The organism is Singulisphaera photorubra, from assembly GCF_045290345.1.
GTDB lineage: Bacteria > Planctomycetota > Planctomycetia > Isosphaerales > Isosphaeraceae > Singulisphaera.
Map to the genome: position 1 here is coordinate 9,034,362 of NZ_CP155447.1, position 26,051 is coordinate 9,060,412.

At 60.3% G+C, this 26,051-nt stretch carries 16 protein-coding genes and 1 pseudogene; 11 read left to right on the forward strand and 6 right to left on the reverse strand.

From position 1 onward, the window contains the following. The first annotated feature begins 185 nt into the window (after positions 1-185). Together V5E97_RS33725 and V5E97_RS33730 are read left to right on the forward strand one after the other, a co-directional pair. Positions 186-533: a hypothetical protein gene (locus V5E97_RS33725; RefSeq protein WP_406695927.1), complete on the forward strand. Its 348-nt coding sequence runs from the start codon at positions 186-188 to the stop codon at positions 531-533. Positions 534-851: 318 nt separating this feature from the next. Further along, positions 852-1,472 (forward strand): annotated as a pseudogene (locus tag V5E97_RS33730) (FHA domain-containing protein); the annotation flags it as partial. A 249-nt stretch (positions 1,473-1,721) separates the two neighbouring features. Here V5E97_RS33730 and V5E97_RS33735 read toward each other — a convergent pair. Continuing rightward, entirely contained in the window at positions 1,722-2,084 is a 363-nt protein-coding gene (locus V5E97_RS33735) for a hypothetical protein (protein WP_406701306.1), read from the reverse strand. A 321-nt stretch (positions 2,085-2,405) separates the two neighbouring features. Continuing rightward, on the reverse strand, positions 2,406-2,531 hold the full coding sequence (locus V5E97_RS33740; RefSeq protein WP_406695928.1) for a hypothetical protein: 126 nt from the start codon (positions 2,529-2,531) through the stop codon (positions 2,406-2,408). A 321-nt stretch (positions 2,532-2,852) separates the two neighbouring features. Here V5E97_RS33740 and V5E97_RS33745 point away from each other — a divergent pair, with 321 nt between their 5' ends. Further along, a complete protein-coding gene (locus V5E97_RS33745; RefSeq protein WP_406695929.1) occupies positions 2,853-4,073 on the forward strand; it encodes an ISAzo13 family transposase in 1,221 nt (406 codons plus the stop codon). Between the two features lie 143 nt (positions 4,074-4,216). On the opposite strand, the gene V5E97_RS33750 is transcribed toward V5E97_RS33745, so the two are convergent. Together V5E97_RS33750 and V5E97_RS33755 are read right to left on the reverse strand one after the other, a co-directional pair. After that, a complete protein-coding gene (locus tag V5E97_RS33750; protein ID WP_406695930.1) occupies positions 4,217-5,146 on the reverse strand; it encodes an NHL repeat-containing protein in 930 nt (309 codons plus the stop codon). A 213-nt stretch (positions 5,147-5,359) separates the two neighbouring features. Then, entirely contained in the window at positions 5,360-8,077 is a 2,718-nt protein-coding gene (locus V5E97_RS33755) for a PQQ-dependent sugar dehydrogenase (RefSeq protein ID WP_406695931.1), read from the reverse strand. Between the two features lie 864 nt (positions 8,078-8,941). Between V5E97_RS33755 and V5E97_RS33760 the strand changes: the two genes are divergently transcribed. The 4 genes from V5E97_RS33760 (at position 8,942) to V5E97_RS33775 (ending at position 15,533) form a co-directional block, all read left to right on the forward strand. Further along, the gene (locus V5E97_RS33760; RefSeq protein ID WP_406695932.1) at positions 8,942-10,327 is read left to right on the forward strand and encodes a neutral/alkaline non-lysosomal ceramidase N-terminal domain-containing protein; all 1,386 of its coding nucleotides are present in this window, start codon (positions 8,942-8,944) and stop codon (positions 10,325-10,327) included. A 42-nt stretch (positions 10,328-10,369) separates the two neighbouring features. Then, a complete protein-coding gene (locus V5E97_RS33765; RefSeq protein ID WP_406695933.1) occupies positions 10,370-11,725 on the forward strand; it encodes a hypothetical protein in 1,356 nt (451 codons plus the stop codon). Positions 11,726-11,946: 221 nt separating this feature from the next. Next, positions 11,947-15,303, forward strand: coding sequence for a CocE/NonD family hydrolase (locus V5E97_RS33770; protein ID WP_406695934.1), 3,357 nt, complete (start codon positions 11,947-11,949; stop codon positions 15,301-15,303). Further along, complete coding sequence (locus tag V5E97_RS33775) at positions 15,297-15,533, forward strand: hypothetical protein (RefSeq protein ID WP_406695935.1); 237 nt, start codon at positions 15,297-15,299, stop codon at positions 15,531-15,533. Before V5E97_RS33770 ends, V5E97_RS33775 begins: the two co-directional genes overlap by 7 nt. Before the next feature lie 64 nt (positions 15,534-15,597). Here the strand turns inward: V5E97_RS33775 and V5E97_RS33780 are convergent, their stop codons facing one another. Together V5E97_RS33780 and V5E97_RS33785 are read right to left on the reverse strand one after the other, a co-directional pair. Further along, positions 15,598-16,041: a hypothetical protein gene (locus V5E97_RS33780; RefSeq protein ID WP_406695936.1), complete on the reverse strand. Its 444-nt coding sequence runs from the start codon at positions 16,039-16,041 to the stop codon at positions 15,598-15,600. Positions 16,042-16,410: 369 nt separating this feature from the next. Continuing rightward, on the reverse strand, positions 16,411-19,419 hold the full coding sequence (locus tag V5E97_RS33785; protein ID WP_406695937.1) for a GDSL-type esterase/lipase family protein: 3,009 nt from the start codon (positions 19,417-19,419) through the stop codon (positions 16,411-16,413). 251 nt (positions 19,420-19,670) lie between these two features. On the opposite strand from V5E97_RS33785, the gene V5E97_RS33790 reads away from it, so the two are divergent. The 4 genes from V5E97_RS33790 (at position 19,671) to V5E97_RS33805 (ending at position 25,936) form a co-directional block, all read left to right on the forward strand. Beyond that, positions 19,671-22,073, forward strand: a complete 2,403-nt coding sequence (locus V5E97_RS33790) for a PSD1 and planctomycete cytochrome C domain-containing protein (RefSeq protein WP_406695938.1) — start codon at positions 19,671-19,673, stop codon at positions 22,071-22,073. 170 nt (positions 22,074-22,243) lie between these two features. Continuing rightward, positions 22,244-23,626, forward strand: coding sequence for a DUF1501 domain-containing protein (locus V5E97_RS33795; RefSeq protein WP_406701259.1), 1,383 nt, complete (start codon positions 22,244-22,246; stop codon positions 23,624-23,626). Positions 23,627-23,949: 323 nt separating this feature from the next. After that, positions 23,950-25,629 carry a LamG-like jellyroll fold domain-containing protein gene (locus tag V5E97_RS33800; protein WP_406695939.1) on the forward strand — a complete coding sequence of 560 codons (1,680 nt, stop codon included), beginning with the start codon at positions 23,950-23,952 and terminating at the stop codon, positions 25,627-25,629. Positions 25,630-25,705: 76 nt separating this feature from the next. Further along, a complete protein-coding gene (locus tag V5E97_RS33805) occupies positions 25,706-25,936 on the forward strand; it encodes a hypothetical protein (RefSeq protein ID WP_406695940.1) in 231 nt (76 codons plus the stop codon). Positions 25,937-26,051: the final 115 nt, after the last annotated feature.

A 26,051-nucleotide genomic window follows, 5' to 3' on the forward strand; every position in this document is an offset into this window, starting at 1 on the left:
GAACCTTGTTGTCTAGCTCAGTTGAGTTGTCCGTCGGAGTTGCATGATCGCACCACGAAGCCACTGAGGGTGATTGGCCGTGCCGATAAACGGTTTACCTTCATCTTCTAAGTGGGTAGGATACATGCATGGCCTTTGAGGATTAGACGGGTAAAGGGGATTGTATGGAAAGAATTCACGTCCGATTGGCCGACGGTGAGACCTGGACTCTCACTGTCGGGGATCAATCACGGCAGGATCCCGAACTCGACGCTCTGCTTGCCGCCGCGATAAATGCCGAGGACCAATCCGAAGCGCTCCGAGCAGAGTTGGCATTAACGATTTATCTGTTGAATCGCGATTATGACCTTAGCCCAGATCAGCTTGCTTTGCTGTTGACCTTCACGCCGGACGATCCGGCCTTACTGGCGCTTCAAATTGCGGTTCATGATCTCGTGGTCGAGAGAATTCAGGGATATCGAGGAAAATCCGGGGTGTCGGCAACGGAGAAACCGCTTTCGGGTCGTTCCAACATAATTCCGGGTTCAATGTAAAGCGACGCAAAACATCCAAGGATGAGTGATCGCAGCAGGCGAAAAGATTGTGGTCATGAGTTCTGGGAAGCGATAAAATTACGGCATGTAGAAGTACCGAAAACGTAGCGATGCGCTAAATCTTGTCATGGGGTGAGTGCTCGACGATTTTCCGTGAATTTGACCGGTTGGTTTGCTTGGTCGTCAATGTAATCAACCGGCGCCGATTTCAGGCAGACGTCGATCCGGTTCGGCGGAGCAAGTCTCCGAGCCGACCCGTTGAGATTCACCACCCGGCTTTCGGTGAGTCAAGGACGACGTGATTCGGGCGATTCTGATATGAGTGAAGCGGCTTCTGATCAATTTCTGGACGAGTGCGGCTGGAATGGCCCGTTTGGGTTGGGCCTCGAAACGTTCGAAGGCGCTCCCGCCAGTCTTCACCGAGAGCTTCGTCAACCCTTCGTGGTGGTTGGCCGCAGAGAGACGGCGGACGTCACGATTGACCAGCCGGATGTGAGTCGTAGCCACGCCTACCTTCAGGTTGTCGAGGGCCATGTCTTTTGTATCGACCTTCAGAGCAGGACCGGCATTCATTGGGCAGGCGGTCGGCAACCCTGGGGATGGATTGAGCCAGGGGCTGCCGTCCGGATCGGGATGAATCACCTTCGACCTTGGGGCCGCCGTGATGCCGGCGAAGGCGAATGCGAGGTGGTGGCCGAGAATCTCCCGATATCCCGCTCGTTTGGACTTCCTCGCGCCAAGGACGCGGTCCTCGAACTCCTTGATCCTTTGGAGGGCTCGACGGTCTGGAGGGTGAACAGGGCGATCATGCTGATGGGTCGTTCTCCTTCATGCAAGGTGCTGTTGCCGAGTTCTCAGTGCGCGGCGATCCACGCGAGTTTAGTCAGCACCCGGGCGGGAATCTGGGTCGTCGACATGCGCAGTTCAAGCGGGACGTTCGTGAACGGAATCAATGTCCGTTGTGTGAAACTTGCCGATGGCGATGAACTCGGAATCGGTCCCAACCGTTTGCGACTCCATCAAGGCCGTTCCGCAACCCAGATTTTGTTCAGTTCATTGCCGCCAGGACAACAAGGATTTGGCCAACCCATCGGTGACGGATTGACTTCATCCCTCGATACCAACTGCCGCCAGCCCGATCCAATCTTGGGATCAATCCCTGGGCAGGAATCGCTCGTTGTGGAATTGTTACGCGAGATTGGTCAACAGCAATTGGAAACGAACGAGCAATTTCGGCAAGTTCTCGGGATGTTCTACCAGATGCACCAGGAGCAGATGGCAGTGGTCAAAGCCGAGTTGCATCGGCTGGGCTGCCTGGTCGAAGAGCAATCGGCCCTCCGTGACGCACGGGACCACCTTTCTCCCTCCTCCGAGCCCCATCAACTCGGGGCACTCTCTCGCCTCCCGCTCCCCGCGCCTGCCGCCGTGTCGGTCGTCGGTTCCCCGCCACTGCCTGAGACGCGGGATGAAGCGGAATCGCTCAACCCTGCCAAGTCCGCCAACGGCCGGAGAGCGACGCCCAACCCGCCAGATCCAAGCGGTGATTTTCATCTCGTACTCGCCCAACGCCTCGCTTCCAGCACTCGAGACGAAAAAGGATGCGTTAAAAAATTCTTTCGATGGCTAAATGATGCCAATGCGACGAAGGCATAAAAAGTAGTGGATGCAAAGCAAGACATGAGATTTGGGATAAAATACAAGCCATTGCTCTTGGTGATTTGCCGCTCGTAAACTATTAAATCCATTCGTGTTCAGCTCGACATCACTCGTCTCGCCGCCAGAATCCACCGCATCTAACCAGTCGCAGAGATAGGTGCCAGCGAGTGCTTGGGCTCGGGTTCGATGCCCATCAAGCTTCGATTCTTTGGGTGCCTACGTTTCGACGAACCCTTCCTGACGGAAATTCGCCTTCATCTCAATCCGCTGGGCCGACGCGTACCGTTCCAAGCGGGGGGGGACGCTCTTGGTCGTCAGGATCGCACTCGCCAACTTGAGCATTTGGATCACCAACGTGAGCGTTGCACATTGGCTTCGCTCGCTCTCGAAGCTTCCGTGAATTACTTCGCGATGAGGCGAAGGATTGGACCCGCGCCGATTTGCAGATCAGGCGTCCTCGTCGGGTCTTTAGTGATTAAAGAATTGCGAATGGGTGGATTGATTGTGCACTAAATCAGGGTTTTTATAGAATCAGGATTCAGGGGTAACGTAGGCAAGCATGGAGATGTAAGGTGAGGAATGGGTTGAGATAGCGCGTTCGCGGTTTCTTATTATTTCTCTCATTCGATCCGCCGCGTGAGTGGCGATCTGATGGTGCCGACAATGATTGACGTAGAATCCGCAATCAAGGCCAGGTTCGATTTACTGTCACCGCTGCTCAATGAGCGGACCCGCCGACTCATCAGCGCGGCTGAAGCTGGGGTCTTGGGACGCGGCGGCATCACGATCGTCTCCCGTGTCACGGGAGTCTCTCGTCGCGCGATCGCCGCCGGACTCGCGGAACTGCGCTCTCGTGACAGTTCCGCACGCGGGAGAATTCGGCGGCCAGGGGGAGGACGTAGGCGGAGAGTCGTTGACGATTCGACTCTAGAGTATGATCTTGAACATTTGATTAACCCTGTGTCGAAAGGTGATCTGGGGTCGCCCCTGAGGTGGACCTGCTCCAGTGTGCGAACTTTAGCCGCAGAGTTGATTCGCATGGGGCACGCGACAAGCCATCGGATGGTTGCGGAATTACTCCACCGCGCAGGCTATAGCCTTCAATCCAAGCGGAGACGCGTGGAGGGACCAGGCCAGAGGAGTCGAGATGCCCAGTTCGAGTACATCAATTATAAGGTCAGTGAAGCGCTCCGAACCGGGCAGCCTGTCATCACGGTCGAGGCAATCACGAAGGAGATCGTGGATCCGTCGAAAGCCAGGGGGAAACCAGCGGCTCAGGACCATAACCACGGTTTGTCCCAGGTCTCCCCTCGTGCGATTTCGGTCGCGGGGGTCTGCGATGTCGACGTAGGCGACGAACACGCCGGCATGCATGGGAAAAGCCGGAGCGGCGTGGTGGTGGATCGCGACATGGCCGAGTTCGCCGTCGAGGTCATTCATCGCTGGTGGCAATCGATGGGGAGCGAGATCAATCCGCAGGCCCAAAAATTGCTGGTTGTGGCGGATATCGACGGGGGCGACGAATTGACTTCGCGCCTCTGGCGCTCGGGACTTCAAAAATTTGCGGATGAGACCCAACTGGCGATCTCGGTCCACCACTTTCCCCCGGCGACGACCCGGTGGAGCCACATCGAGCACCGACTCGTCGCCACCATCAGCCCGCATTTACGTGATAAACCGGCCGTCAGCCGCGACGTTGTCGTCAGCCTTATTGCCGCGCCACCGGCCGGCTCCGAGATCGGGGAAAAGTTCGCGCCCGCCCCGGAAGCATTGTCGCGTGGGACCGAGTTGACGTATCAGGAGATCGAAAACCTCCTGTTGTCGGCGGAGGGCCTGCACGGCGGCTGGAACTATTCGATCACTCCCACCTCCACGCCCCATTAATCGGGTGGTCTCTACCCCGAATTCCACTTCAGACCCCTCCTGCTCTTCCACTCGGTGCACTCTGACCTGGCCTTATGCGCCGGGTAGGCTGGAGAACTCTCGATCTCACGTCAGCGTACGAGCTGTGCTTGCGTTCTCAACCCTTACTTCAGGGGTTTTCCCAACAGCGGTTTGCCGTTGGTGGTGAGCACCTGGAAGTGGTGAACTCGATGCTTGCCGTTAGACTCCCAGACGAGTTGCTTCGCGGGCGTGAGTTCGAAAAGCTTGATCCCCCGACTCGCGCCGTAGCTGGCGACGACGGTGTTCCCGTTGGGTAAACGCTGGCAGCCGCAGGGATCGGCGAACGGTTTGTTCGCGAGGTCATCGTTGGAGACCTTCCAGGCGACCTTGCCCTTGGGGTCGAACTCGACCACTTTGCTACCATGAGTCAAGGTGACCAAGGTGTTGCCGTTCGCCAGGCGGATTGCGGTAAATGGCCAGTTTTCCGCAGTCCGACCACCGAGTTCAGGCAGGTCGGTGGCGATTGCACCGACCACCTGGCCCTGAGGCGAGTACTCTTTCACTTGGAACGCGAGCAAGTGCGGCACCAAGTAGTGCCCGCCGGCAAGTTTGCGCGCCATTCGGGTCTGCATGTGCGCATTGTCGGTCTCTGGCTGGAGCGGAATCCGGTGGATCATCTTGCCGGTCCGATCGACTTCCAGCAGTTGGGGTCTGGCACCAAGCTCTGAGATGAGCGTGAGCCCGTCGTCGAGTCGCTCCACGGAGCCGATTTCGCGATTCTCCGGCGATCTGACGTATTGGAAAACGACTTGATGTTCGGGTGTAATTTCCTTCACTTCACTGTCCCAGGCAATCAGCAGATTGCCGTTGGGAAGTTGATAGCCATCGCGCGCACCTGGCCGACCGGCATCCCAGATTTCCTTGCCCGCTTCGTCGATGATCCCGGTAAACGAGGGCCCGGCGATAAAAATGGAGTGTCGGATTTCCTCCGCCGATACCGGGGTAGCGAGCAAACCGCTCAGGAGTGCAACGACCAGCCGGGCTGCTGGAATTGAGGTGGCAACTTGTTTCATGGAGATAACCTGGAGCAATCGGTGTGCGAGAATCCTCGTGAGTCAAAGCCGTTAGTCACGATTGATTCTTGATTTAGGGATCGGGCCCACGCGAAGGTTACCACTGGCCCGATCTTGGGGAAAGGGCCAGTGGATCGTGGCCGATCCGTTCAGAAACCATGTCAAGTCGATGTGCGGTCTTGTGGCGGGCGGCCTCTCAGTTGGCTTCGCGACTCACTGGGTCCCCGATTTCTTGGGTTCCTGTTCGCTCTGGAGATACCCGAGCAGGTCGAGCACCTGTTCTTTTCGGAGCACGTTCACGATCCCGAGGGGCATGTTCGACAGTTCCGACCGGCGCCTTTGAAGGATGTTCGCCTTTTCGACCGAGAGCAGGTCGCCGGATCCGGGCGGGCGCAACACCACGACCTGATCATCTTCGCGTTCGACCCGACCCGTGACGACCGCCCCGTCGGCGGTTTCAATCAGCACCCCCGCATATTCATCGGCGATCACTTTCGACGGCAAAAGAATGGACTCGAGCAGGTCTTGGCTGTTCAAGCGGTGGCCGATGCCCGTCAGGTCGGGGCCGACACTCCCTCCGTCTCCCTCGAAACGATGGCACTCGATGCAACCCGTCTCGCGGAAGACCTTTCGCCCCGTCTCCAGCGATCGACCTGACTTCAACTGGTCAAGTTCGGGCAGGAGGTCGGACATTTCCCAGGCCTTCACGAAGGTTTGCTGGGGTTTGAGTTGGGCGATCCAGTCGCGCAACAAGGTGACCGCCTGATCGTCCACACGGTTCGTCACCAGTGGGGGCATTTGGCCCCGCCCCCGCACCGAGAGGCGACGCACGAGCGCCGAACGTTCGGGATCGCCGGGGGCGACCAGCATGGCGTTGCTGATGCCGAACGTATCGTGCTGCGGCCGCGCGTCCAACAGTCCCATTTTTTCCCGAGGCGCCGCCAGCGTCAGCACCATCTTCGCGTTGCCGCCACCGGCCTCGATATGACAGACCGAGCAATTGACCTGCAAATAGGTCCGTGCACGCCGTTCGAGGTCCTGACTCGAATCCTGCGGGTCAATGAGCGTATCAAGATCCTTCGGCGCTTTTGGCAATGCCTTGGTGAAGAGGCCGATATGCTCAAGCGTTCGGAGTTGATTGTCGCGAACGCCGTTGTAATCGTGCTCTCGATTCAACTGAGATCCGGTCACGCCGAGAACAAACCCGGCCGCTCGACTGTGGCACGCCATACACTCTGAGCGACTGGGAAACCGCCATTTGAGCCGGGCGCCCGGCTGTTGAGGGCCCGGGCCTGCCATCGCGAAATCGGCTTCCTCACCGTTCCTGTTCACCAGCGTCGCATCGGTCTGCTGGTCGTTCCAGCGGTAGGAGTACCCCGTCCACTCACCTTGCTCGCGGAGCATGATTCGGGTTTCCACCCGGAAACGTGTGGCCGCGTTCCCCGGCTCGCGCTCGAGCGTGAGCGATTGCATGAGCGCGGTGTGATCGGGGAATTCCCAGCCCCGGCCCTGATCGAAGCCGACTTTCAACTCGCCCGGGACCACCATGAATCGCTCAGCACGCGCCCCGTCAGTCCAGCCCGTTGCATTCACGGAGTAGGGAATGACTGCAGGATCGATTGTATGATTGGCCGTCGATATAAACAGGCCGGTCTGGCTCAGGAGTGTCGGAAACGGCGTACGGGCCGCGTCTTTGGGGGCGGGAACGAGCCGATTGATTCCACCGCCATGGTCGACGATGAGAAGCTCGCCGTGGTGGTCGACTCGAAATGACGCGATCAGGAGGGATGTATCGGCCAGCTCACGGTGCCAGAGCACGCGCTGGCCATCGTGCTTCATGCCCCAGATCCGTCCGCTCGCATAGTCGCCATAAATGTAGGCACCGTTCAGGTCGGGGAGTTTGTCTCCATAGTAGACGACGCCGCCGGTCAGGGAACGGAACTCCGCATGGGAGTGTTCGATCGTGGGGGGCACATGAGGCGTCGGACCTCGTTTCCTTTCGAGATAGAAAGGGTGACTCCCCTCGTAGACGCTCCAGCCGTAATTCTCACCGCGCCCGATCAGATGGGCCGTTTCCCATTGGTCTTGACCATTGGTTCCGACCCAGATGTGTCCGGTCTTCGCGTCGCAACCCATCCGCCATGGGTTGCGCAATCCGTAGGCCCAGATCTCCGGTCGAGCGCCCGGCGTTTTGAGGAAGGGATTATCTGACGGAACGGCATAGGCTTGGTTGCCGATGCGTTTGTTGACGTCGATCCGGAGTACGCTGCCCAGCAGGTCGTTGAGGGTTTGGCCGGAAACGTAGGTGTCCGAATCGCTGCTCCCGTCGCCGGTGGTGATGTAGAACATCCCGTCGAGACCGAACGTCATGTCACCGCCGTCATGGCCGGAGGACTGCCACTCGATGATGAGCACTTCGGACTTGGGAATGATCTTGTGGGGCGACTGACGCTCCACGGTGTACCGGGTAATCTGATTCATCCGTTCCGAGGCCGACCGCGGACCATTGCTGAACAGATAGACGTAGCCGTTGGAGATGTAGTCAGGGTGGAAGCAGACGGAGTAGACCAGATTCTTTGGGATGTCCAGTACCAACTCGGAGGCTTCGGTGGCCGGGTCATCCTTGATCCGAACGATGCGCGAGCCCTGTTCGGCGGCAATCCCCTCCTGAATCACCCAGAGGAGGTCGGTTCCCGGTTCCTCGGCGAGGTAGATCGGCTTTTTCCAGGTCAACTTCGTAAACGTCTTCTCCACTGTATAGGGCAGCGGCGGTTCAGGCGAACCCACCAGGCGCGTCGAGTTCCAGGGAACGCGTTTGGAGAGGCCGAATGGAGACTCGGCACCGGCCGGAGTCGTGAGGCTGAACCCGACGAGAAAAGTCAGGGCGACCAACGCGCAACCCGCGACATCCCGGGTGTAACTGGAACGCATCTCTGTGCCTCTTCGGTTTGTGGCGGTGGATTCAATTCCGCTCGTCGGCGATCGGTTCGGGGAGGCGCTTTGGCATCCCCATTCGCAGGCTGCAGTTCAGTCGAAATGACGTTACATGGTGCTATTGATACTCGATTCGAGTCACCCCATCTACGAGAAACTCCGAAATGTCTCCGTCGCCCGTCTGAAGTGAATTTCGCGGGCGCGATCTCTGAGAGAGGTCATGCCGATTTCGAGAGGGCGGATGTCGCTTTATTTCCGCGTGCGGAGTCTCCGGTCAGTCCCATTGCAGACGTGCGAAAGTGCGGGTTGCGAGCGCCGAAGCCGCGGGAAACCCGAACCGTGGGAACTTGCAGCAAACCGAGATGATTCTTTGCGTTTGCTCCGAAGGAGAGTTATTGTAGGGCCGCCAGCGAAATTCAACAATCGTGTTACCAAAAACCGGTTGGATTTGACTGCCGCCCGCTTCAGAACCGCACGCGAGCTTCAGCGGAGATGTCCAACCCATCAAGAACGCATGCCTGGTGTCAGTGACTTTACTTCGTAAAAAGGGGCATGACCACCTGGGCGAGCGTCCTCGCAGGTGGCCTGGTGCGATCACGATGAGGCGGCCGCATGCTTGACCACCTGGGGGGTGAGCCACTGCCAATTCCGCCGAATGCACAACCTTCGCTCGCGTTCGGTTGATGGCATCTCATGGCGGCAAGTGTCACCTTTTTTCTCAGTTTTTATCAGCCTACAAAGATCAGTTCTTATGGTGAATTGATCCCACCAAAAAATCGATCCGTCCGTGTTTGGAGATTTGAGCTGATGACTCGGCCAATGACTCGCAGGCGTTCATTTTCGGCTTCGACGAGAGTAGCGGTGATCCTGGCTGCCGGTACTCTGTTCGTTGTTCTGCTCGGGGGAGACTCGCAATCCGTGCTCGCCGCCGAGCCGGGGGCAAAGCTTTCGACCCCCTGGAAGGCGGGCGTGGCGAAGGTCGTGGTTACCCCCGAAAAATCGGTCTGGCTCGCGGGCTATGGTTCGAAACGGCCGCCGGATGGTAAACTGCACGATCTATGGGTGAAGGCGCTTGCACTTGAGGATGCCAACGGGCGTCGCGCGGTCATGATCACCAGCGATTTCCAGGGCGTTCCCAAAACGATGAGCGACCGCGTATTTGCGCTGCTCAAGCAGAAGCATGGGCTGGATCGTAATCAGGTGATGTTTACATTTTCTCACAACCACTGTGGTCCCAGGCTGGGCGATGACCTGGTGGATTACTATCCAGTGGAAGCTGAGCAGGTCAAGCTGGTCGACGAATACACGTCGGCGATGATCGAGAAGGTTGTCGCGGTGGTCGGTGAGTCTCTGACCAAGTTGGCCCCAGCGCAGCTCGGAATTGGTGAAGGGAAGGCGACCTTCGCCGTGAATCGACGCAACAATCCCGAGCCGAAGGTGCCGGAGATGCTCGCGAACGGGACACCGCTCGTCGGGCCCGTTGATCACAGTGTGCCGGTGATGACCGTGACCGGGCCGGAGGGACGCCTCTTGGCCGTGCTTTATGGTTATGCCTGTCACCCCACGACTCTCAGCTTTCTGACTTGGTGCGGCGATTACCCGGGCTTCGCGCAGGTCGAGTTGGAGAAGAACCATCCGGGGGCGACAGCCATGTTCGTCAACACCTGCGGCGGCGATCAGAATCCGTTACCGCGGCAAAGCGTCGAGCTTTGCGAGCGCTATGGGCACATGCTGGCCACAGCGGTCGAAAATGCGTTGGATCAACCCTTGAAGCCGATTTCGTCGGGGCTTCGAACGGCGTTCGAATATGTCGAGCTTCCTTATTTGCAGGTCGTTACCCGCAAGGAACTGATCGCCGCGCGTGAGGATCAAAGTCCGATTCGCGCCCGCTGGGCTGCTCGGATGCTGGAGAAGCTCAACGCGGGTGAAACTTTTGCACCCTCCTATCCGTATCCCGTGCACGCCTGGCGGCTCGGCAACGAGATGCTCGTGATCGGGCTGGGAGCGGAGACCGTCGTGGATTATGCGCTTCGGTTCAAGCGTGAGTTCGGCCCTGGGACCTGGGTCTGCGGCTACGCGGATGACATGATCTCGTATATCCCCTCGAGGCGGGTCTGGGAGGAAGGGGGCTACGAGGGCGGGTCGAACCTTTTCGAGTACGGCCGACCGGCCTTCCGCTGGGCGGGTGATATCGAAGACCGGATCGCGGCGACCGTCCACAAGCTCGTCAAGCAGGTCAAAGAGTAATTGGTCCAAATCAGCGACTGCGAATTTACAAGAGGCGGAGACATGATTAAGTCAGCTTGTTGGATGGTCATGATCCTTGCTCTGATGATCGGCGGAGCCGGTGCCGAGGAGCCATTGAAGGTGGGCGTTTTCGCGGTCGACGCCTCTCCACAGGTCGGCAGTCCGCTCGCCTATAATCCGACCAAAGGGGTGACCGATCGCTTGAGCTGCCGGGGGGTCGTCCTCACGGGAGCCGGGCAACCGATTGTGCTCTGCGCTGTCGATTGGCTCGCGATCGCCAACGATGGGCAGGCTGAGTTCCGAAAAGGCCTGGCCGCGGCTGCCGGGACGGTTCCGGAGCGGGTTGCGGTCCATGTCTTGCACCAACATGATGCCCCACGTTGTGATCTCTCGACCGACCGGCTGCTCGCCAAAGAGGGGATCAATCGTGAGTTCTTCGACGCCGACTTCGTTCGTGACGTGATCGCTCGGGCCGCCACCGCGGTCAAGCTCGCAACGACCAATGCGCGGACGATCAGTCACCTGGGGCTGGGGCAGGCCGAGGTGGAAATGGTGGCCTCGAACCGCCGGATCCTCGGCCCTGACGGCAAGGTGGAGCATGTTCGTTATACGGCATGCAAGGATCCGGCGATTCGGGCGAAGCCCGTCGGGACGATCGACCCGGTACTCAAGGTCATCAGCTTCTGGGACGGTGCCGAGCCGGTCGCGGCTCTCACTTACTACGCCACGCATCCCCAGAGCTATTACTTGACCGGGCTCGCCAATCCTGATTTTCCCGGCATGGCTCGGGACCAGCGGCAGAAGGCCACGCAAGTTCCCCACGTCCACTTCAACGGGGCCGGTGGAAATATTGGTGCGGGCAAGTGGAACGATGGTGCACACGAGAACCGGCAGATTCTGGCCGACCGGGTCGCCGCCGGGATGGCGAAGGCATGGTCAGCCACGGTGAAGAAACCGGTCACGGCGGCCGACGTGATCTGGGAGTCGATCCCCGTCGCCCTCCCCCCCGCGGCGCACCTCGAGGAAGCGCCACTCCAAGCCGCCCTGAACGACGCCTCGAAGCCGGCCCTCGAGAGGGCGGACGCGGCGCGAAAGCTGATCTGGCTGCGACGGTGCCAGGCCGGGGAGAGGATCGACGTCGCCTGCTTGCACCTGGGGACGGCTCGGATCCTCCACCTGCCAGGAGAGCTATTCGTCGAGTACCAGCTCGCCGCGCAGAAGCTGCGGCCCGACCTGTTCGTGGCAATGGCCGCCTATGGCGACGGTGCCCCCGGCTATATCGGGACCGAAATCGCCTATTCCGAAGGGGGATACGAAACCAGCCCGAAAGCCTCGCTCGTCGCCCCCAACGTGGAGAAGGCGTTGATGGATGTCATCGAGCGACTTCTCAAGAAATAATCGTCGCGTGAGTATCCACCGATAGTGGTTGCCAGAATCAAGTAGTTTCGATTTAAGAAATTGCTTCTCTGTAAGCCAAGAGTTCAGGGCGTCTCGGCGCCTTGCCTCCAGGTTCGCGAGTGAATCGCCAGGCTTTGCGTCTCGTTGGCAACCGAACGGTCATCCTTCGACAGTCGGATCGCTGTTACTTCGTTCCTTGTTTCCGGCAGGGAGATTCGCTGGTGAGAACCCGATTATTGTTGTTGTCTCTCGCCGGCCTGATCACGGCGGTGAGCGTTGCGGATGCTGCGGAACCTGCTCCCGCGACCGACCTGGGCACGGTCACCGAAACACATGTGATGGTGCCGATGCGTGACGGGGTTCGCCTGTCGACCTACATCTACACACCGAAGGGGGATGGTCCCTGGCCCGTACTTTATGAGCAGCGGTATGCCGACCTCCGCGGTTCGCGCAAGAACCTCGCCCGGATGGCCGCGGCGGGCTATGTCGTCGCCGGCCAAAACTTCCGGGGATCTCAGCTCTCGGAAGGGACCTGGGTGGGCTATCGTGACCTCGGCTGGGGCGAGAAACGCGACGGCTACGACACGGTGGAATGGCTGGCCAAGCAGCCGTGGTCGACGGGCAAAGTGGGGACCTTCGGCAGCTCCCAGGCCGGTTTCGCGCAAAATTTCCTGGCCGTGACCCGTCCTCCTCACCTGACTTGCCAGTACATGATCGACACCGGCCTGAGCTTGTTCCACGAAGGCTATCGGATCGGAGGCGCGGCTCGTCCGGAACGCTTCAAAACGATGGACTCGGTGTGCCGTAACCCCGAGGACAACAGACGCCTGCTCAAAGAGTGGTTCACACATCCAACCTACGACGCCTACTGGGCCGAGGAGGATTGCACGAAGCACCTTGAGAAGATGAACGTCCCCTGCTTTACCGTCGGCAGCTGGTTTGATTTTATGTGCATCGGGTCGGTGGAGAGCTTTATTGGCCGACAGCACCGGGGCGGTCCGAACTCTCAGGGGAAGCAACAGCTCCTGATCGGCCCCTGGCTTCACGGTGGGTCGAAGGAGGCGAACAAGGTTGCCGAGCTCACCTTCCCCGAGAACGCCCGATTTGCCATGGATGCTCACATGATTCGCTGGTTCGACCACTACCTCAAAGGGGTTGATAATGGCGTTGAGCGTGAGCCCACGGTTCGCTACTACGTGATGGGGGCGGTCGGGGAAGAGGGGGCGCCGGGCAACGAGTGGCGCACGGCCTCCGACTGGCCGATCACGGCCACGGAGGAGTCGCTCTACTTCCAAGCGGGGGGCAAGCTTACCACCAAGACCCCCGACGCCCCGACCTCGGCGACGACGTTCCTGGCCGACCCCCTCCACCCGAACGAGATCCCCGCTCGTGGGTTTCCCGGTGCCAAGGACGCGCGCGAGTTCGAGAAACAAGGAGAGGTGCGCACCTTCACGTCCGACCCGCTCTCCGAACCGGTCGAGTGGACGGGCAAGGTGAAGGCGGAGCTATTCGTCGCCTCCTCGGCACCCGACACCGACTTCATCGTCCGGGTCTCAGACGTCTATCCCGACGGCCGCTCCATCCTCATCATGGACTACATTCGCCGGGCCCGGTATCGCGACGGGTACGACCGGGAGGTGATGCTCGAGCCCGGCAAAGTCGCCAAGGTTGCCTTCGACGTCGGGTGGACGAGCCAGGTGTTCAATCGAGGACATCGCATCCGGATCACCGTGGCCAGCACCGGCGCCCCGTTCTACGAGCCGAACCCGAACACGGGTGAACCGCTGACGCTCGATCCCTCGCCTCACCCGATCGTCGCGACGAACACCGTCTACCACGAACAATCGCATGCGTCGCGGATCCTCGCGCCCGTCCGGCCGAGTCGTGCCGTCGTCGATCAGCGGCAGCAAATCGAACAGGGCCTTCATGCCGTGAAGGGTCGACTCGAAAAACTGCAATCGCTCAAGGGGAGCGGGCAGGACCATCGCGCCGATGTCGAAGTGTTCGCCAAAGCGATCACCTGGGCCCTTCGCTACGACTCGAACCTGGCACCGGCCGACCTTACACTGCTCGAAAGGGCATTGGTGCGATGTAATGACCGACTGAGTGCGCTCGAGTCCGGAAGTCTGCCCTGGGGTGTGAAAAAGGGGAAGCTCGTCCGCGGCTTCGTCTCTGGGGTGGATGGTTCCGTGCAACCCTACGGCGTGATCGTCCCGGCGACGTTCGACCCTGCAAAACCCATTCGGCTTGACGTCGTCCTTCATGGGAGCTCGCTGCCGACCGGGATGAGTGAGTTGAGGTTTATGAATCGGTTCGACGAAGATGATCGTCTCAGCGCCCATGCGCCTGACCAGGATTTTATCGAACTCCATCCACTGGGCAGGGTCGAGAACGGATACCGTTGGGCTGGGGAAACCGACGTTTTCGAGGCCATCGAGGCGGTCTGTCGCAATTATGCGATCGACCGCGATCGAATCGTGCTTCGAGGGATGTCGATGGGGGCGTCGGGGACCTGGCACCTTGGGCTCAAACACCCCGATCGATTCGTCGCCCTTGGCCCTTACTGTGGTTACGTTGATACGCGACAGTTTTCCCTGACCCCTGTGCCCCGATTCGTGAAGGTGGGCGAGTTGCCCTCCCATCAGGATAAAGGGTTGCATATGCTCGACTCGGTGGATTATGCGGCCAATGCCGGCGTTGTGCCGGCCATTGCTTGCATGGGGGAGAAGGACCTGTTCTTCCAGGCCCACGAAATCATGGGCCGCGCGATGGCCAAAGAGGGCCTGACGATGGTCAACCTGATCTCGCCAGGGACGGGCCATGTGATCGATCCTGCGACCCATCGAGAGCAGATGCGGCGGATCCATGAGACGACCGACAAGGGCCTGAACCACACTCCGAACCACGTTCGCTTCGTCACCTGGACCTTGAAGTACAGTCGCTGCCACTGGGTGCAAATCCTCGGGATGGCCGAGCACTATGCTCGGGCCGAACTGGATGCACAGATCGCCGCCGATGGAACGATCGAGGTGGCGAACCCGACGAACGTGACACGATTCGCCATCCTTCCACCGGTCGCGAAGGCCGGCATGACGCGAATCCGGGTCGGATCCGAGCTCGTACCGATCGCGCGGAACCAGGCCGACCACGGCGCAGGCGCCATCGTGCTCGCCAGACAGGATGGCCGGTGGGTTGATGGCGGTGAGCTCGACGATTCTCGCCTTCAAGGCAAGCGCCCAGGCTTGCAAGGGCCGATCGATGACGCTTTCACGACTCCCTTTCTCTGCGTCCGCGGCACTGGAACGCCCTGGAACCCAGCCGTGCAGGCGTGGTCGGACGCCAACCTGAAACGGTTCGCCGCGGAGTGGAACCAATATTTCCGCGGCGAGCTGCCGATCAAAGACGATACGGCGGTGACGGCCGACGATTTGAACCGTTCAACCTCATCCTCTTCGGCGACCCCGGCAGTAACCCTTGGATCAGCAAGGTGCTTCCACAGCTCCCGATCCGATGGACGCGTAACGAATGCGTGGTCGGAACCGCAACTTACGCCGCGGCCGACCATGTACCGTTGTTGATCCACCCGAACCCACTCGCCCCGAATCGATACGTGGTTCTCAATAGCGGTCACACGTTTCATGAGCAGGAGCTGTCAACCCTCAACTACCTGCTCTTCCCCCGGCTGGGCGATTGGGCCATCGTCAAACTCGCAGAGAAAAGCTCGGGGCTCGGAAATGAGGAAGTAATCCAAGCCGGCTTGTTCGACGAGCGTTGGCAAGTGTCCGGGGCCACGGCAAAGCAAAACTGAGATTTGGAATTGCCGTGACAAGACTCAAGTCGAGCATGGATTCCACCCGCCTGGCCAACTCTCATCACTCGACGGAAAAGGGGCCGAACTCCTGCATGTTTGCGGTTTGCACGACCGTTGTTTTGACACGCATTTTCTTGTCTTTTGAGATTTTTAGGGTCACGGTGATTTGCAGAGCGTTATCGGCAACGCTCGGGATCGCGATAATGAGCGACGCGATGGTTTCGATCCCCGATTCATCTTTCTGAGAGAGTTCAACCAGGGCCTCTGAGCCGCCGTCGGTCTTGTTGGTGAAGGTTTCGGATCGTGTGTAGGGAAGCCGCTGGCCGGCATCCACCAACGGGGTGAAGTCGCCTGCGACGGTGGCGATGCCGATCGGCTTCTTGAGCGTGACGCGATCTTGTCGTTGGCTCGATTCCGTTGGCTGATCGTTTTTAGCCTGTCCCGCGTCAGTGCATCCTGAGATGAAGATGATTGCCAGATAAATTATCATTTCGCGTCGTATCATCGACTGCCTCCCCCTTCGATCGCCCTTGTTTAGTGGAACGCTCAGAAGCGGATCTGCGTGAGGGCTTGGATCGCAAAGTAAATCTGAGCGCGGCTCAAGAGTGAAACGTGCTGGGTCACGGACTTCCCTCAAATCGTCAAGGGAGCCCGTGAGCCTCTCTTTTTCTATCAACGATCCGCGAAAGCGCGAAAGAACCGATGATTCTTGCGGTTTCCGCAATCGGTTGGTTTGCAGTAGCACGGCCGGCCCGGCCGTACTACGGATTCGACCGGGCCGGAAATCCAGCGAGATTCTCGCCCAGTCGCGGATCGTTGATTTTTATCAATGCAGAGTAGATTTAGTTGTGTCAATAGCTTTATTGGGTTGGCGTTATTCCCGCCATGGATTCTGGCTCAACCAAGCGCGGAGGATTTCGGTTGCGGGGCGATCGTCGCCGGGGCGGCGATCGATGAGGGGGAGATCCTGGGCCCGCACTAATTGACGGATCAGGTCGTCATGTTCCCCAGCCGGATCGGGGGAGATGACCGACGGATGAACGACGATGCAGTCCCAACCCCCCGCACCGAAGTTCAGTGACCAGTTCATCAGCCACGCGTAATCGTGGATCAACGATTCCAGGGTCTCTGACCTGGCGGAACGCGGCGCCGCGATCACGACGAGGTCGGGGGCCGTCGGACGAATTCTCGCCTTGGCATCCTGCTCCAGTTCCGACAGGGTTTTCCCCTCCGTGGGCCAGCGCGTGATTTCAAGCCTTGCGTCGGGAGCCTCGGCCTTCAATGCCGCGCTGAGCTGCTCGTCGAAGGGGGGCATGGCGACCAGTCGAATCGGTTGTCCCGCTTTGAGGCGAGCGGCGGTTCGTGAAAGCAAGGGGGGCAACGGGGCGACGTCGGCCAGCGAGACGTCTTTCCCGGTGATGGCGTGGGAGAGGGATTCCGCGATCCGCTTGTGACCGTCCATGTTCGGATGAATCTCGTCGCTCATGCACAGCCGCCAGGCGAGCGGATCACGCTCACGCTGGGTTTCCAACTCGGCATAAACATCGCAAACCGGTACGTTCAAACTCTTACTAACCTCACGGGCAGCCTGACAGTATGTGAGCAATCGACCTATGGGACGATCCTTCGTGGTGATCACGTTGTTCGGTGTGCAGAGGAGAACCTCGGCCCCGGCGGCCTGGCATCGGGCGATGATCTCCCCGAGATTCTTGCGGTACTCCTCGATCGGCAGTCGCGCAACATCGTTGAGGCCGAACATGACGGTGACGAGGGTTGGCTTGTGGCTCAAGACATCACGATCGATCCGCGCCAGCGCATCGCGCGTGGTGTGACCACTGATTCCCGCGTTGGTCATGGCGACCTCGGCCGTGGGATAGGTTCGTCGGAGCGCCACCCCGAGCATGTCGGTATAGGCCCGGCGCGAACCGGTATGGTAATAGACTCCGGTCACGCTGTCCCCGAAGCAGACGACGCGCACCGGCTTCCCGCCCTGGAGAGCTGCGCGAGTCGTCGGGAGAACGGGCGTCTTCGGTTCTTCCCAGAGCACTCGGGCAACGAACAAGGCGCCTTTCGCCCCTCGCTTTCGAGCGGTTTCATTCCACATTCCCTCGGACACGGTGACCCAGGACTCTCGATCGTTGATCGCCGCCGCGCCGAAGTTGCCGAGCTCCGCGCCACGCTCGGGTACCAGGACCTGTTCGGTTGCTCGAATGACCGACAACCGTTCTGGGTCGACCTGGGCGAGGAAGAGCGGGGCGCGATGGCGAATGATGTGATCGTTGTTGGCTCCGCGTCTCGTATAGACGAGAAAGAGGCCGTCACCGTGAGTGAGCCAGTGCTGCTGAGTGTTGTAGCTCCCGAGCTCTTGCCCATCGTCGAAAGTCCATGCCTTGACAGGTCGGTAGTGCAGACCGTCGTTGCTGGCAGTAACGTATCCCTTGTTGTCGTTGCGGATCGTCAAGAAGAAGCGGCCTCCGGCGCGGACGAGCGACGGTTCATAGAGGCCGCGGGCGACGTCCAGCGCCAGTACGTCGCCGTGCTCAACGTAGGTCAGCTTATCGCCGTCGAACCTGCAACGAACCACCGTCACGGCGTAAGGCACGGTGGCCGACCGGCCGATGTAGAAAGGCAGGAGCACCGATCCGTCGGGCTCGACGACGAATTGGGCACACGCGCTGCGGGCAAAGTCAAACGTTGGGCCGACCGGCATTTCAAGTCGCCGCCAGGGAGTCCAGCGGCCCGAGGTCGGGTCGAACACGGCGTAAGCCGTCTGGTTGGATCGGGCCTGGTCCTCGAGTTGCTCTCCCTTTTTGCTGTAGCGCACCTGCGCTCCGACCGCGAGAACTTTCCCCGTCGCGGGATGCCAACCGGGTGTGACATCCGCAACCGCGACGTCGACGTTCCCGGCTTCGCGGATCCAGTCCAGCTCTGAAACGGCGTCGGGCCCGATCCAGGTACGTCCCAAATCCTTGCTTCGCATCACACTCAGGCCTGAGTAATGATCCGACACGTTTAAATGCTTTTGCAAAGTCATCAGCACGTTGGGATCCGCTTTCGCGTCGGGCGACGGGATCGAAGTCACTCGCGGGTGATACCAGAGAAACTTGCCATCGTCATGCTCGAGCACGGTATCGAGCCGGGTCGTGAACGGGACGCGAGGCGTGTCGGGCCGGATCGTCTTGAGAAGTACGGGGACGATCGCGCTGGCAAGATCCTGGTGCCCCACCGGGTTTGGGTGGTATCCGTCGGTTGTCCAGTCCTTCAGCGACTGCCCTTTCGATTCGGCATCGGTCCAGCGGGCGAAGTGGTCGACGAGCGGCACGCGACACTCTTTCGCCACTTCACGACAGGCCACCATAAAGGGGGCGAGGCGTATGTTCCGGTTCTCGCCAAGCCCATTCAAGGGCGCGTTCTCCGCCTCGCGCGGAGCCGTCATCAAGATCGGATCGATGCCACGGAGCAGCAGCCCTTCGACGATCGCTCGCAGATTCTTCCGGAATTGCTCCAGCGTGAGTCGAGGGCCTTCTTTTCCGGGATCGACGTAGCTGTCGTTCGTCCCATACATTACCGTGACGAATTGCGGACGTGGTGTGCAAATCTCGTCCAGTCGCTTCAGTGCCTGGTCGGTTCGCTCACCACCAACGCCCAGGTTGACCACCTGAACATTGATTCCCTTCGCTTTCAACTCGCACTCGGTGATCGCCGCGAAGGTCTCCTCAGGGCTTACTCCTGCCCGGACACCTTTTGTGATCGAGTCGCCGAGCGTCACGACGGTCAGAGCCGGTGCCGGTCCGGCGGGGGGATTCGGAGGAGCCTCGGCTCTGGCGATCGAGAGCAGAAATAACGATGCGGCCAGGCACGCAGTTGGTCGTCGAATCGGCATGATCGATAGTCCGTCTAGCGTCGGAGGGTCATCTCGTTCACGTCCCGACTCTATCACTCAAGGGACAAGATCGCGAGTTGCCAGCCGCCTCCGTTTGTGTGGGCTCGACCGGGAGAATGGTGGCCCAACCTCCGCAGGCTCATTCCCGAGTGCACTTGACCCGGAGCATGGCTATGGAGGTACAGGCTTATTGTGGTACAATTGTTTTAAGCGTGATGAACCCAGTCCCTGGCCCTGATTCGGACGACGTCATGATCGAGACATCGTTGCTGCGAGGTCAATGCACGCCTCGCCATAAGACGAACCGTGCCACGGGCGATAAACCTGGACGATTCGTCACGGTTCTCATCAGCCTCCTGGCCATCGGATTTCCCGATTCGGCTTCCGCCGCAGCGCCAGAGCAGGATGGTAATACATTCTTCGAACAGAAGATTCGACCGCTGCTCGTGGAACGCTGCTACGAATGCCACTCCAAGGACGCCAAGAAGATCCGGGGTGGCCTGAGCCTTGATCTCAAGGACGGCTGGGTTAAAGGGGGCGATCTCGGGCCGTCGATTGAGCCTGGCAAACCGGATACGAGTCTCCTGATCCAGGCCGTACGCTACGACGACGAAGACCTCAAAATGCCCCCCAAGGGCAAGCTTTCCGAGCATGAGATCGCCTTGTTAACGCAGTGGGTCGCGATGGGAGCCCCCGATCCGCGCACCGGTGGAGCTCCCGCTCCGACGCGAGCCCAAATCGATCTCGAGGCGGGACGCAATTTCTGGGCGTTTCGTGCTCCGGTCGACCCTCCGATTCCCGTGGTCAAGAACGCGGCTTGGCCCCGATCCGGACTCGACCGCTTCCTCCTGGCCGGAATCGAGGAGAAGGGGTTGCAACCCGCGCCCCTGGCCGACAAGCGGACTCTGATCCGGCGGGCGACTTTTGACCTGATTGGGCTACCGCCAAAGCCTGAGGAAATCGACGCCTTTCTCGCCGACGAGGCTCCCGACGCGTTTGACCGGGTGGTCGATCGATTGCTGGCCTCGCCCCACTACGGGGAACGATGGGGTCGGCACTGGCTGGACGTGGCGCGTTATGCGGACTCCAACGGCCTGGATGAGAATGTCGCCTACGGCAACTCGTGGCGTTATCGCGATTACGTCATCAACGCCTTCAACCAAGACAAGCCCTTCGCCCAGTTTCTCCGCGAGCAACTCGCGGGAGACCTGATGCCAGTGGAGGGGGACGAGGCGGCGACGCATGAACGGCTGATCGCGACCGGATTCCTCTCCCTGGGGCCCAAGGTGCTGGCCGAGGTCGACGAGACCAAGATGGAGATGGATATCGTCGACGAACAGGTCGACACGGTCGGTCGAGCGTTCATGGGGCTCACGCTCGGCTGTGCACGCTGTCACGATCATAAGTTCGACCCGATCGCCACGACCGACTACTACGCCTTGGCGGGGGTATTCCGCAGTACCAAAACGATGGAGACCTTCGCAAAGGTCGCCCGCTGGTACGAGATCCCGCTGGCCACCAAGCAGGACCAGGCTCGTCTGGCGGAACATGCCAAGCAGGTTGCCGCGCAAAAGGCGACCATCGACGCTCTGGCTCGTTCTGCGAACGAGAAGCTTAAGGCGTCGGCTGGCGCGGGATTCGTTTTGCCGAAGGCCCCCGAGCCACTCTATCCCCAGGCCACCAAGGACGAGCTCAAACGGTTGCGCGACGCGCTGAGTGCGCTGGAGAAATCGGCCCCTGTGATGCCCTCTGCAATGGGGGTGACCGAGGGACCCGTTGCGGATGTCCGCGTCCACATCCGCGGCAGCCATCTGTCGCTGGGTGAGAAAGTCGCACGTCGGGTTCCGACTGTCCTGGCTTCAACGGGCGCGCCCACCTTCAGCGCCTCACAGAGCGGGCGGTTAGAACTGGCCCGCTGGCTAACCGACCCTGCCCATCCGCTCACCAGTCGGGTCATGGTCAATCGGATCTGGCGCTGGCATTTTGGCAAGGGGCTCGTCTCGACTCCCGACAACTTCGGTGCCCTGGGCGGACGCCCGAGTCATCCGCCGCTTCTCGACTGGTTGGCCCAGCGCTTCGTCGAATCCGGCTGGTCGATCAAGGCGATGCACCGCATCATTATGCTCTCAAGCACTTACAGGATGAGCTCGACATTCGATCCCAAGGGAGTGCAGCTCGACCCCGAGAACCTGCTTCACTGGCGGTTTAGCCCCCGCAGGCTCGAGGCGGAAGCGATTCGTGACGCGCTCCTGACAGTCGGCAGCAGGCTCGATCCGACGATGGGAGGCTCGCTGCTCAACGTCGCGAATCGCGGCTACTTCTTCGATCATACCTCGAAGGATGCCACGAATTACGATGTCGGGCGGCGATCGGTCTACCTTCCGATCGTACGCAATCATCTGTATGATGCGTTTGATTTGTTCGACTACTCCGAGGCCGGTGTGACCAATGGCGACCGGGCGACCACGACCGTGGCGCCTCAGGCCTTGTTCATGATGAACAGCGAATTGGTTGACCAGACGGCGCGGACCCTGGCTACCGAACTGCTGGCACCGAAGTTGTCCAGCGATGCCGATCGAATCGGTCGGCTCTACCTGCGGGCCTTCGGCCGACCGCCGGAGCCGGCGGAAGTGACACGCCGGAATCTTCCTTGACCGGTTCGCGCATGGGATTGCGGCTTCGGTGCCAGAGGCCCCGGAGCGAGTCCTCCGCGCCTGGCAAGCACTTTGCCAGACGCTCCTGGCGTCCAACGAATTTGTTTATATCGAGTAACGAGGGCCTAACCGTGGACCAATTCAATTGGGAATTGACCTCGCGCCGTCGGATGCTGAAGGGTTGCGCCACGGGGTTTGGGGCCCTCGCCCTGGCCGCCCTCATGGCCGAAGAATCTTCGGCCGAGGCGCCGGCCAAGAAGGTCGATGTGCCCCCTGCCCCGCACTTCCCGGCACGCGCGAAGCGCGTGATCTTCCTGTTCATGAAGGGGGGGCCGTCGCACCTTGATACCTTCGATCCCAAGCCCCTCCTTCAACGCGACAACGGCAAGGAGCTTCCCTTTGCCAAACCGCGGGTCCAGTTCGCCCCGACCGGCAAACTGCTCGCCTCTCCTTGGAAATTCCAGAAGTACGGCGAGAGCGGCATTGAAGTCAGTTCGCTTTTCCCGCATGTGGCCCAATGTGTTGACGACCTCTGCATCATCAACTCCGTCCACGGTACCAACGCGGCCCACGGAGGGGCGCTGCTGAAACTCCACACCGGCAGCGACAGCTTCGTACGTCCGAGCATGGGGTCTTGGATCAATTACGGGCTGGGTACCGAGAACCAGGACCTGCCCGGGTTTATCACGATCTGCCCGACTCTGGCTCATGGCGGCGTGCTGAACTGGGGGTCGGCCTTCCTCCCTGCTCGGTTCCAGGGAACGCCGCTCGGCAACGCGAGTGTGCCCTCCGATCGCGCTCGCGTACGCTACATCGAAAATGCGCGGACCCCTCGCGATCTCCAGCGATTGCAACTCGACCTGCTCGCCGACCTGAACCGCGATCACCTGGCCGGTGTCGGCCCTAACCTCGACCTGGAAGGGCGGCTCGACTCGTTCGAATTGGCCTTCCGAATGCAGTCTGCGATGCCGGAAATTCAGTCGCTGGCGGGCGAGCATCCCGCAACCCTGAAGGCGTACGGGCTGGACGACCCGGTCACCGCGAACTTCGGTCGCCAGTGCTTGCTGGCCCGTCGGTTCGCCGAGCGTGGGGTCCGCTTCGTCCAGGTCACCCACAGCGACTCCTACGTGCAATGGGACCAGCACGGCAAGCTCAAAGAGGGGCACGAGAAGAACGCTCGCGAGGTCGACTTGCCCATCGCGGCCCTGCTCAAAGATCTCAAATCTCGGGGCTTGCTCGAAGACACCCTCGTCCTTTGGGGCGGAGAATTCGGCCGCACACCCACCGCCCAGGGAACCGACGGCCGCGATCACAACCCCGAAGGATTCACGATGTGGATGGCCGGGGGTGGGGTCAAGGGCGGGTTCAAGTATGGCGCCACCGACGATTACGGCTATTACGCGGTCGAACAGAAGATGCATATCCATGATGTTCATGCCACCATCTTGCATCTTCTGGGCCTCGACCACGAACGACTCACCTACAAGTACGCCGGTCGCGACTTTCGCCTGACCGACGTTGCTGGTGAAGTCGCGACGGATCTCTTCGCCTGAAATTCTCATTGACGTTCAATGACTTGCGAGTGTCACGGGTTGGATACGGCCCGTGGCAGCTCGCTCATTTCATGGAATCGAATCATGACCTGACGAAGTCATGGTTCGTTTTTTTTGATTCGATTTTCGCGTACCCGCCCACAATTGCACGTCTCTTCGTGATTCATGGGCTGCGCTGACTGGCGACTGTGGCAAACAATTGTTCGATCCAGGCGGGTCGGTCGTTGACCTCGATACTCCCCAGCGGGATGATGCTGTCGAACCCGGAAGTATTTGCCGAGGCGGGTCGGTGTCGCAGCTTTTATCGAGGGAGTTCAAGCAAGATGAGTCGGACGCTCACGCTGGTGACTGTTCTGCTGGTTGGGTCCTTGACCCGGCCGTCGTTTGCCGAAGATGCGGGATTAATCGGTCACTGGAAACTTGCCGGAGACGCCAAGGATTCTTCGGGCCGGGGCAATCACGGCGAGAGCGTTGGGGTCGACTTCGGCTCGTCCGGGCCCGGTGGTCAAGCAAATTCGGCGGTCAAGTTCGATGGACGGAAGTCTTACATCCGGGTGCCAGCCAATCCTTCGCTGAACCTCGGAACGAACGACTTCACCTTCGCCGTTTGGGCGCACACCGACGAGCGCATTGACGACGTTCTGGGCGACCTGGTGAGTAAATATGATCCGGCGGCTCGACGCGGGCTCAACTGGTGCATCAAGAATGGGGCCGGTACGACGAGCAGTCAGTCGAATTACCGCAACATTCAATTCGGTATTGATTCCGGGAGCCGACCAACGTGGACTGACCAGGGGAGGCCCGGCAACGCGGTCTATGTAATGGCGATGGCGGTCCACAACGGGCAGTTGTTCGTGGGGACCTGCGAGGGGGGCAACGAGGAGGCAGGCCACGTCTATCGCTACGATGGAGGAACGCGCTGGGTGGACTGCGGCAGCCCCGACCGAAGCAACGCGGTGACCTCCCTGGCCGCATACGGTGGCAAGCTCTACGCGGGAACCGGTCGTTATCGACTGGCCGGCTCGTCATTGACCGAGTCGAAGAACGCGAACGTCGGTGGCAAGGTGCTTTGCTACGACGGCGACGGGTCCTGGACGGACTGCGGCCAGTTGCCGAAGACAGAAGCGGTCGGCGGGATGGCCGTCTTTCAGGGCGAGCTCTATGCTTCGTCATTGTACAAGCCGGCTGGCTTCTTTCGCTACCAAGGGGGGCGTGAATGGGTGGCTTGTCCGCTTCCCCGCGACGGTGAGCGCGTCGTGGCGCTGGGAGTGTACAACGGGCACGTTTATGCAACTTCGTATGACGCGTGCGCGGTTTACCGCTTTGACGGATCGAGTTGGGAGTCGCTCGGCAAACTGGAAACCAGCGGGCAGACCTATTCCTTCGAGGTCTGGAACGGAGAGCTTTTCGTGGGGACCTGGCCCAACGGGCAGGTTTTCCGGTACGACGGAGAGCGGCAGTGGGTGACGGCAGGCCGCCTGGGGGGCGAGTTAGAGGTTATGGGAATGGCTGTTCACAACGGCAAACTTTATGGCGGCACGCTCCCCCTGGCCGAGGTTCATCGCTACGACGGGGGCGTGACCTGGGCCAACACCGGCCAGCTCGACCGGACCCCCGACGTGCGCTATCGCCGAGCCTGGTCGATGGCCCTGTTTCAAGGCCGCCTCTTCTGCGGAACACTCCCCTCGGGCAGGGTTCATGGACTCGAGGTGGGCGAGAACGTCTCCTACGACCACGAGTTGAAACCGGGCTGGAGGCACCTCGCAGCCATTCGTGAGAGTGGCCGCCTCAAGCTTTTCGTGGATGGCAAGCCCGTCGCCGATTCCACTCCCTCTAACCCGGTTGATCTTGACCTTACAAATGACGAACCCTTGAAGATTGGCCTTGGCATGCACGACTACTTCAAGGGCAGCCTGAGCGACCTTCGTCTCTATGGACGGGCCTTGAAGGCCAACGAGGTTAGCGAGCTTGCCGCACGCCCGGCGAAGGGAGAGCGTCCGTGACGGGCGAATGAATTTCGGTTGTCATGAGATGATGGTGTCTTGTAAGGCATTGGCCGTTCCGGGAGATCCCCCGCTGATGAGCCTCGACCCCGCTCGCTTGTCCACCGTTCAACTCGTCCCGTTGACGCCATTCTCCGAGGATGGTGAAACGGTCCGGACCGAAGTGTTGGCGGATTTTGCCCGCTGGCTGTATGACGCCGGCATTCGCGTCTTCCTCCCCGCGGCCGGGACGGGAGAATTTCAGTGTGCGTCCGGCGGACCACGTCCCCCTTCGCAACTGGCCGAGGGGCCTCGGCCACTTTGGTGACCGTCGGTCGAAACCCTGCGCGGTGTCATGATCCGGCGTCAACAGACGCGACGCGCGCTCGAACCCGTGTCGAGCCTGGCCCGAACACCGCGGTGGGAGCGCGCCGCGTTTCGAG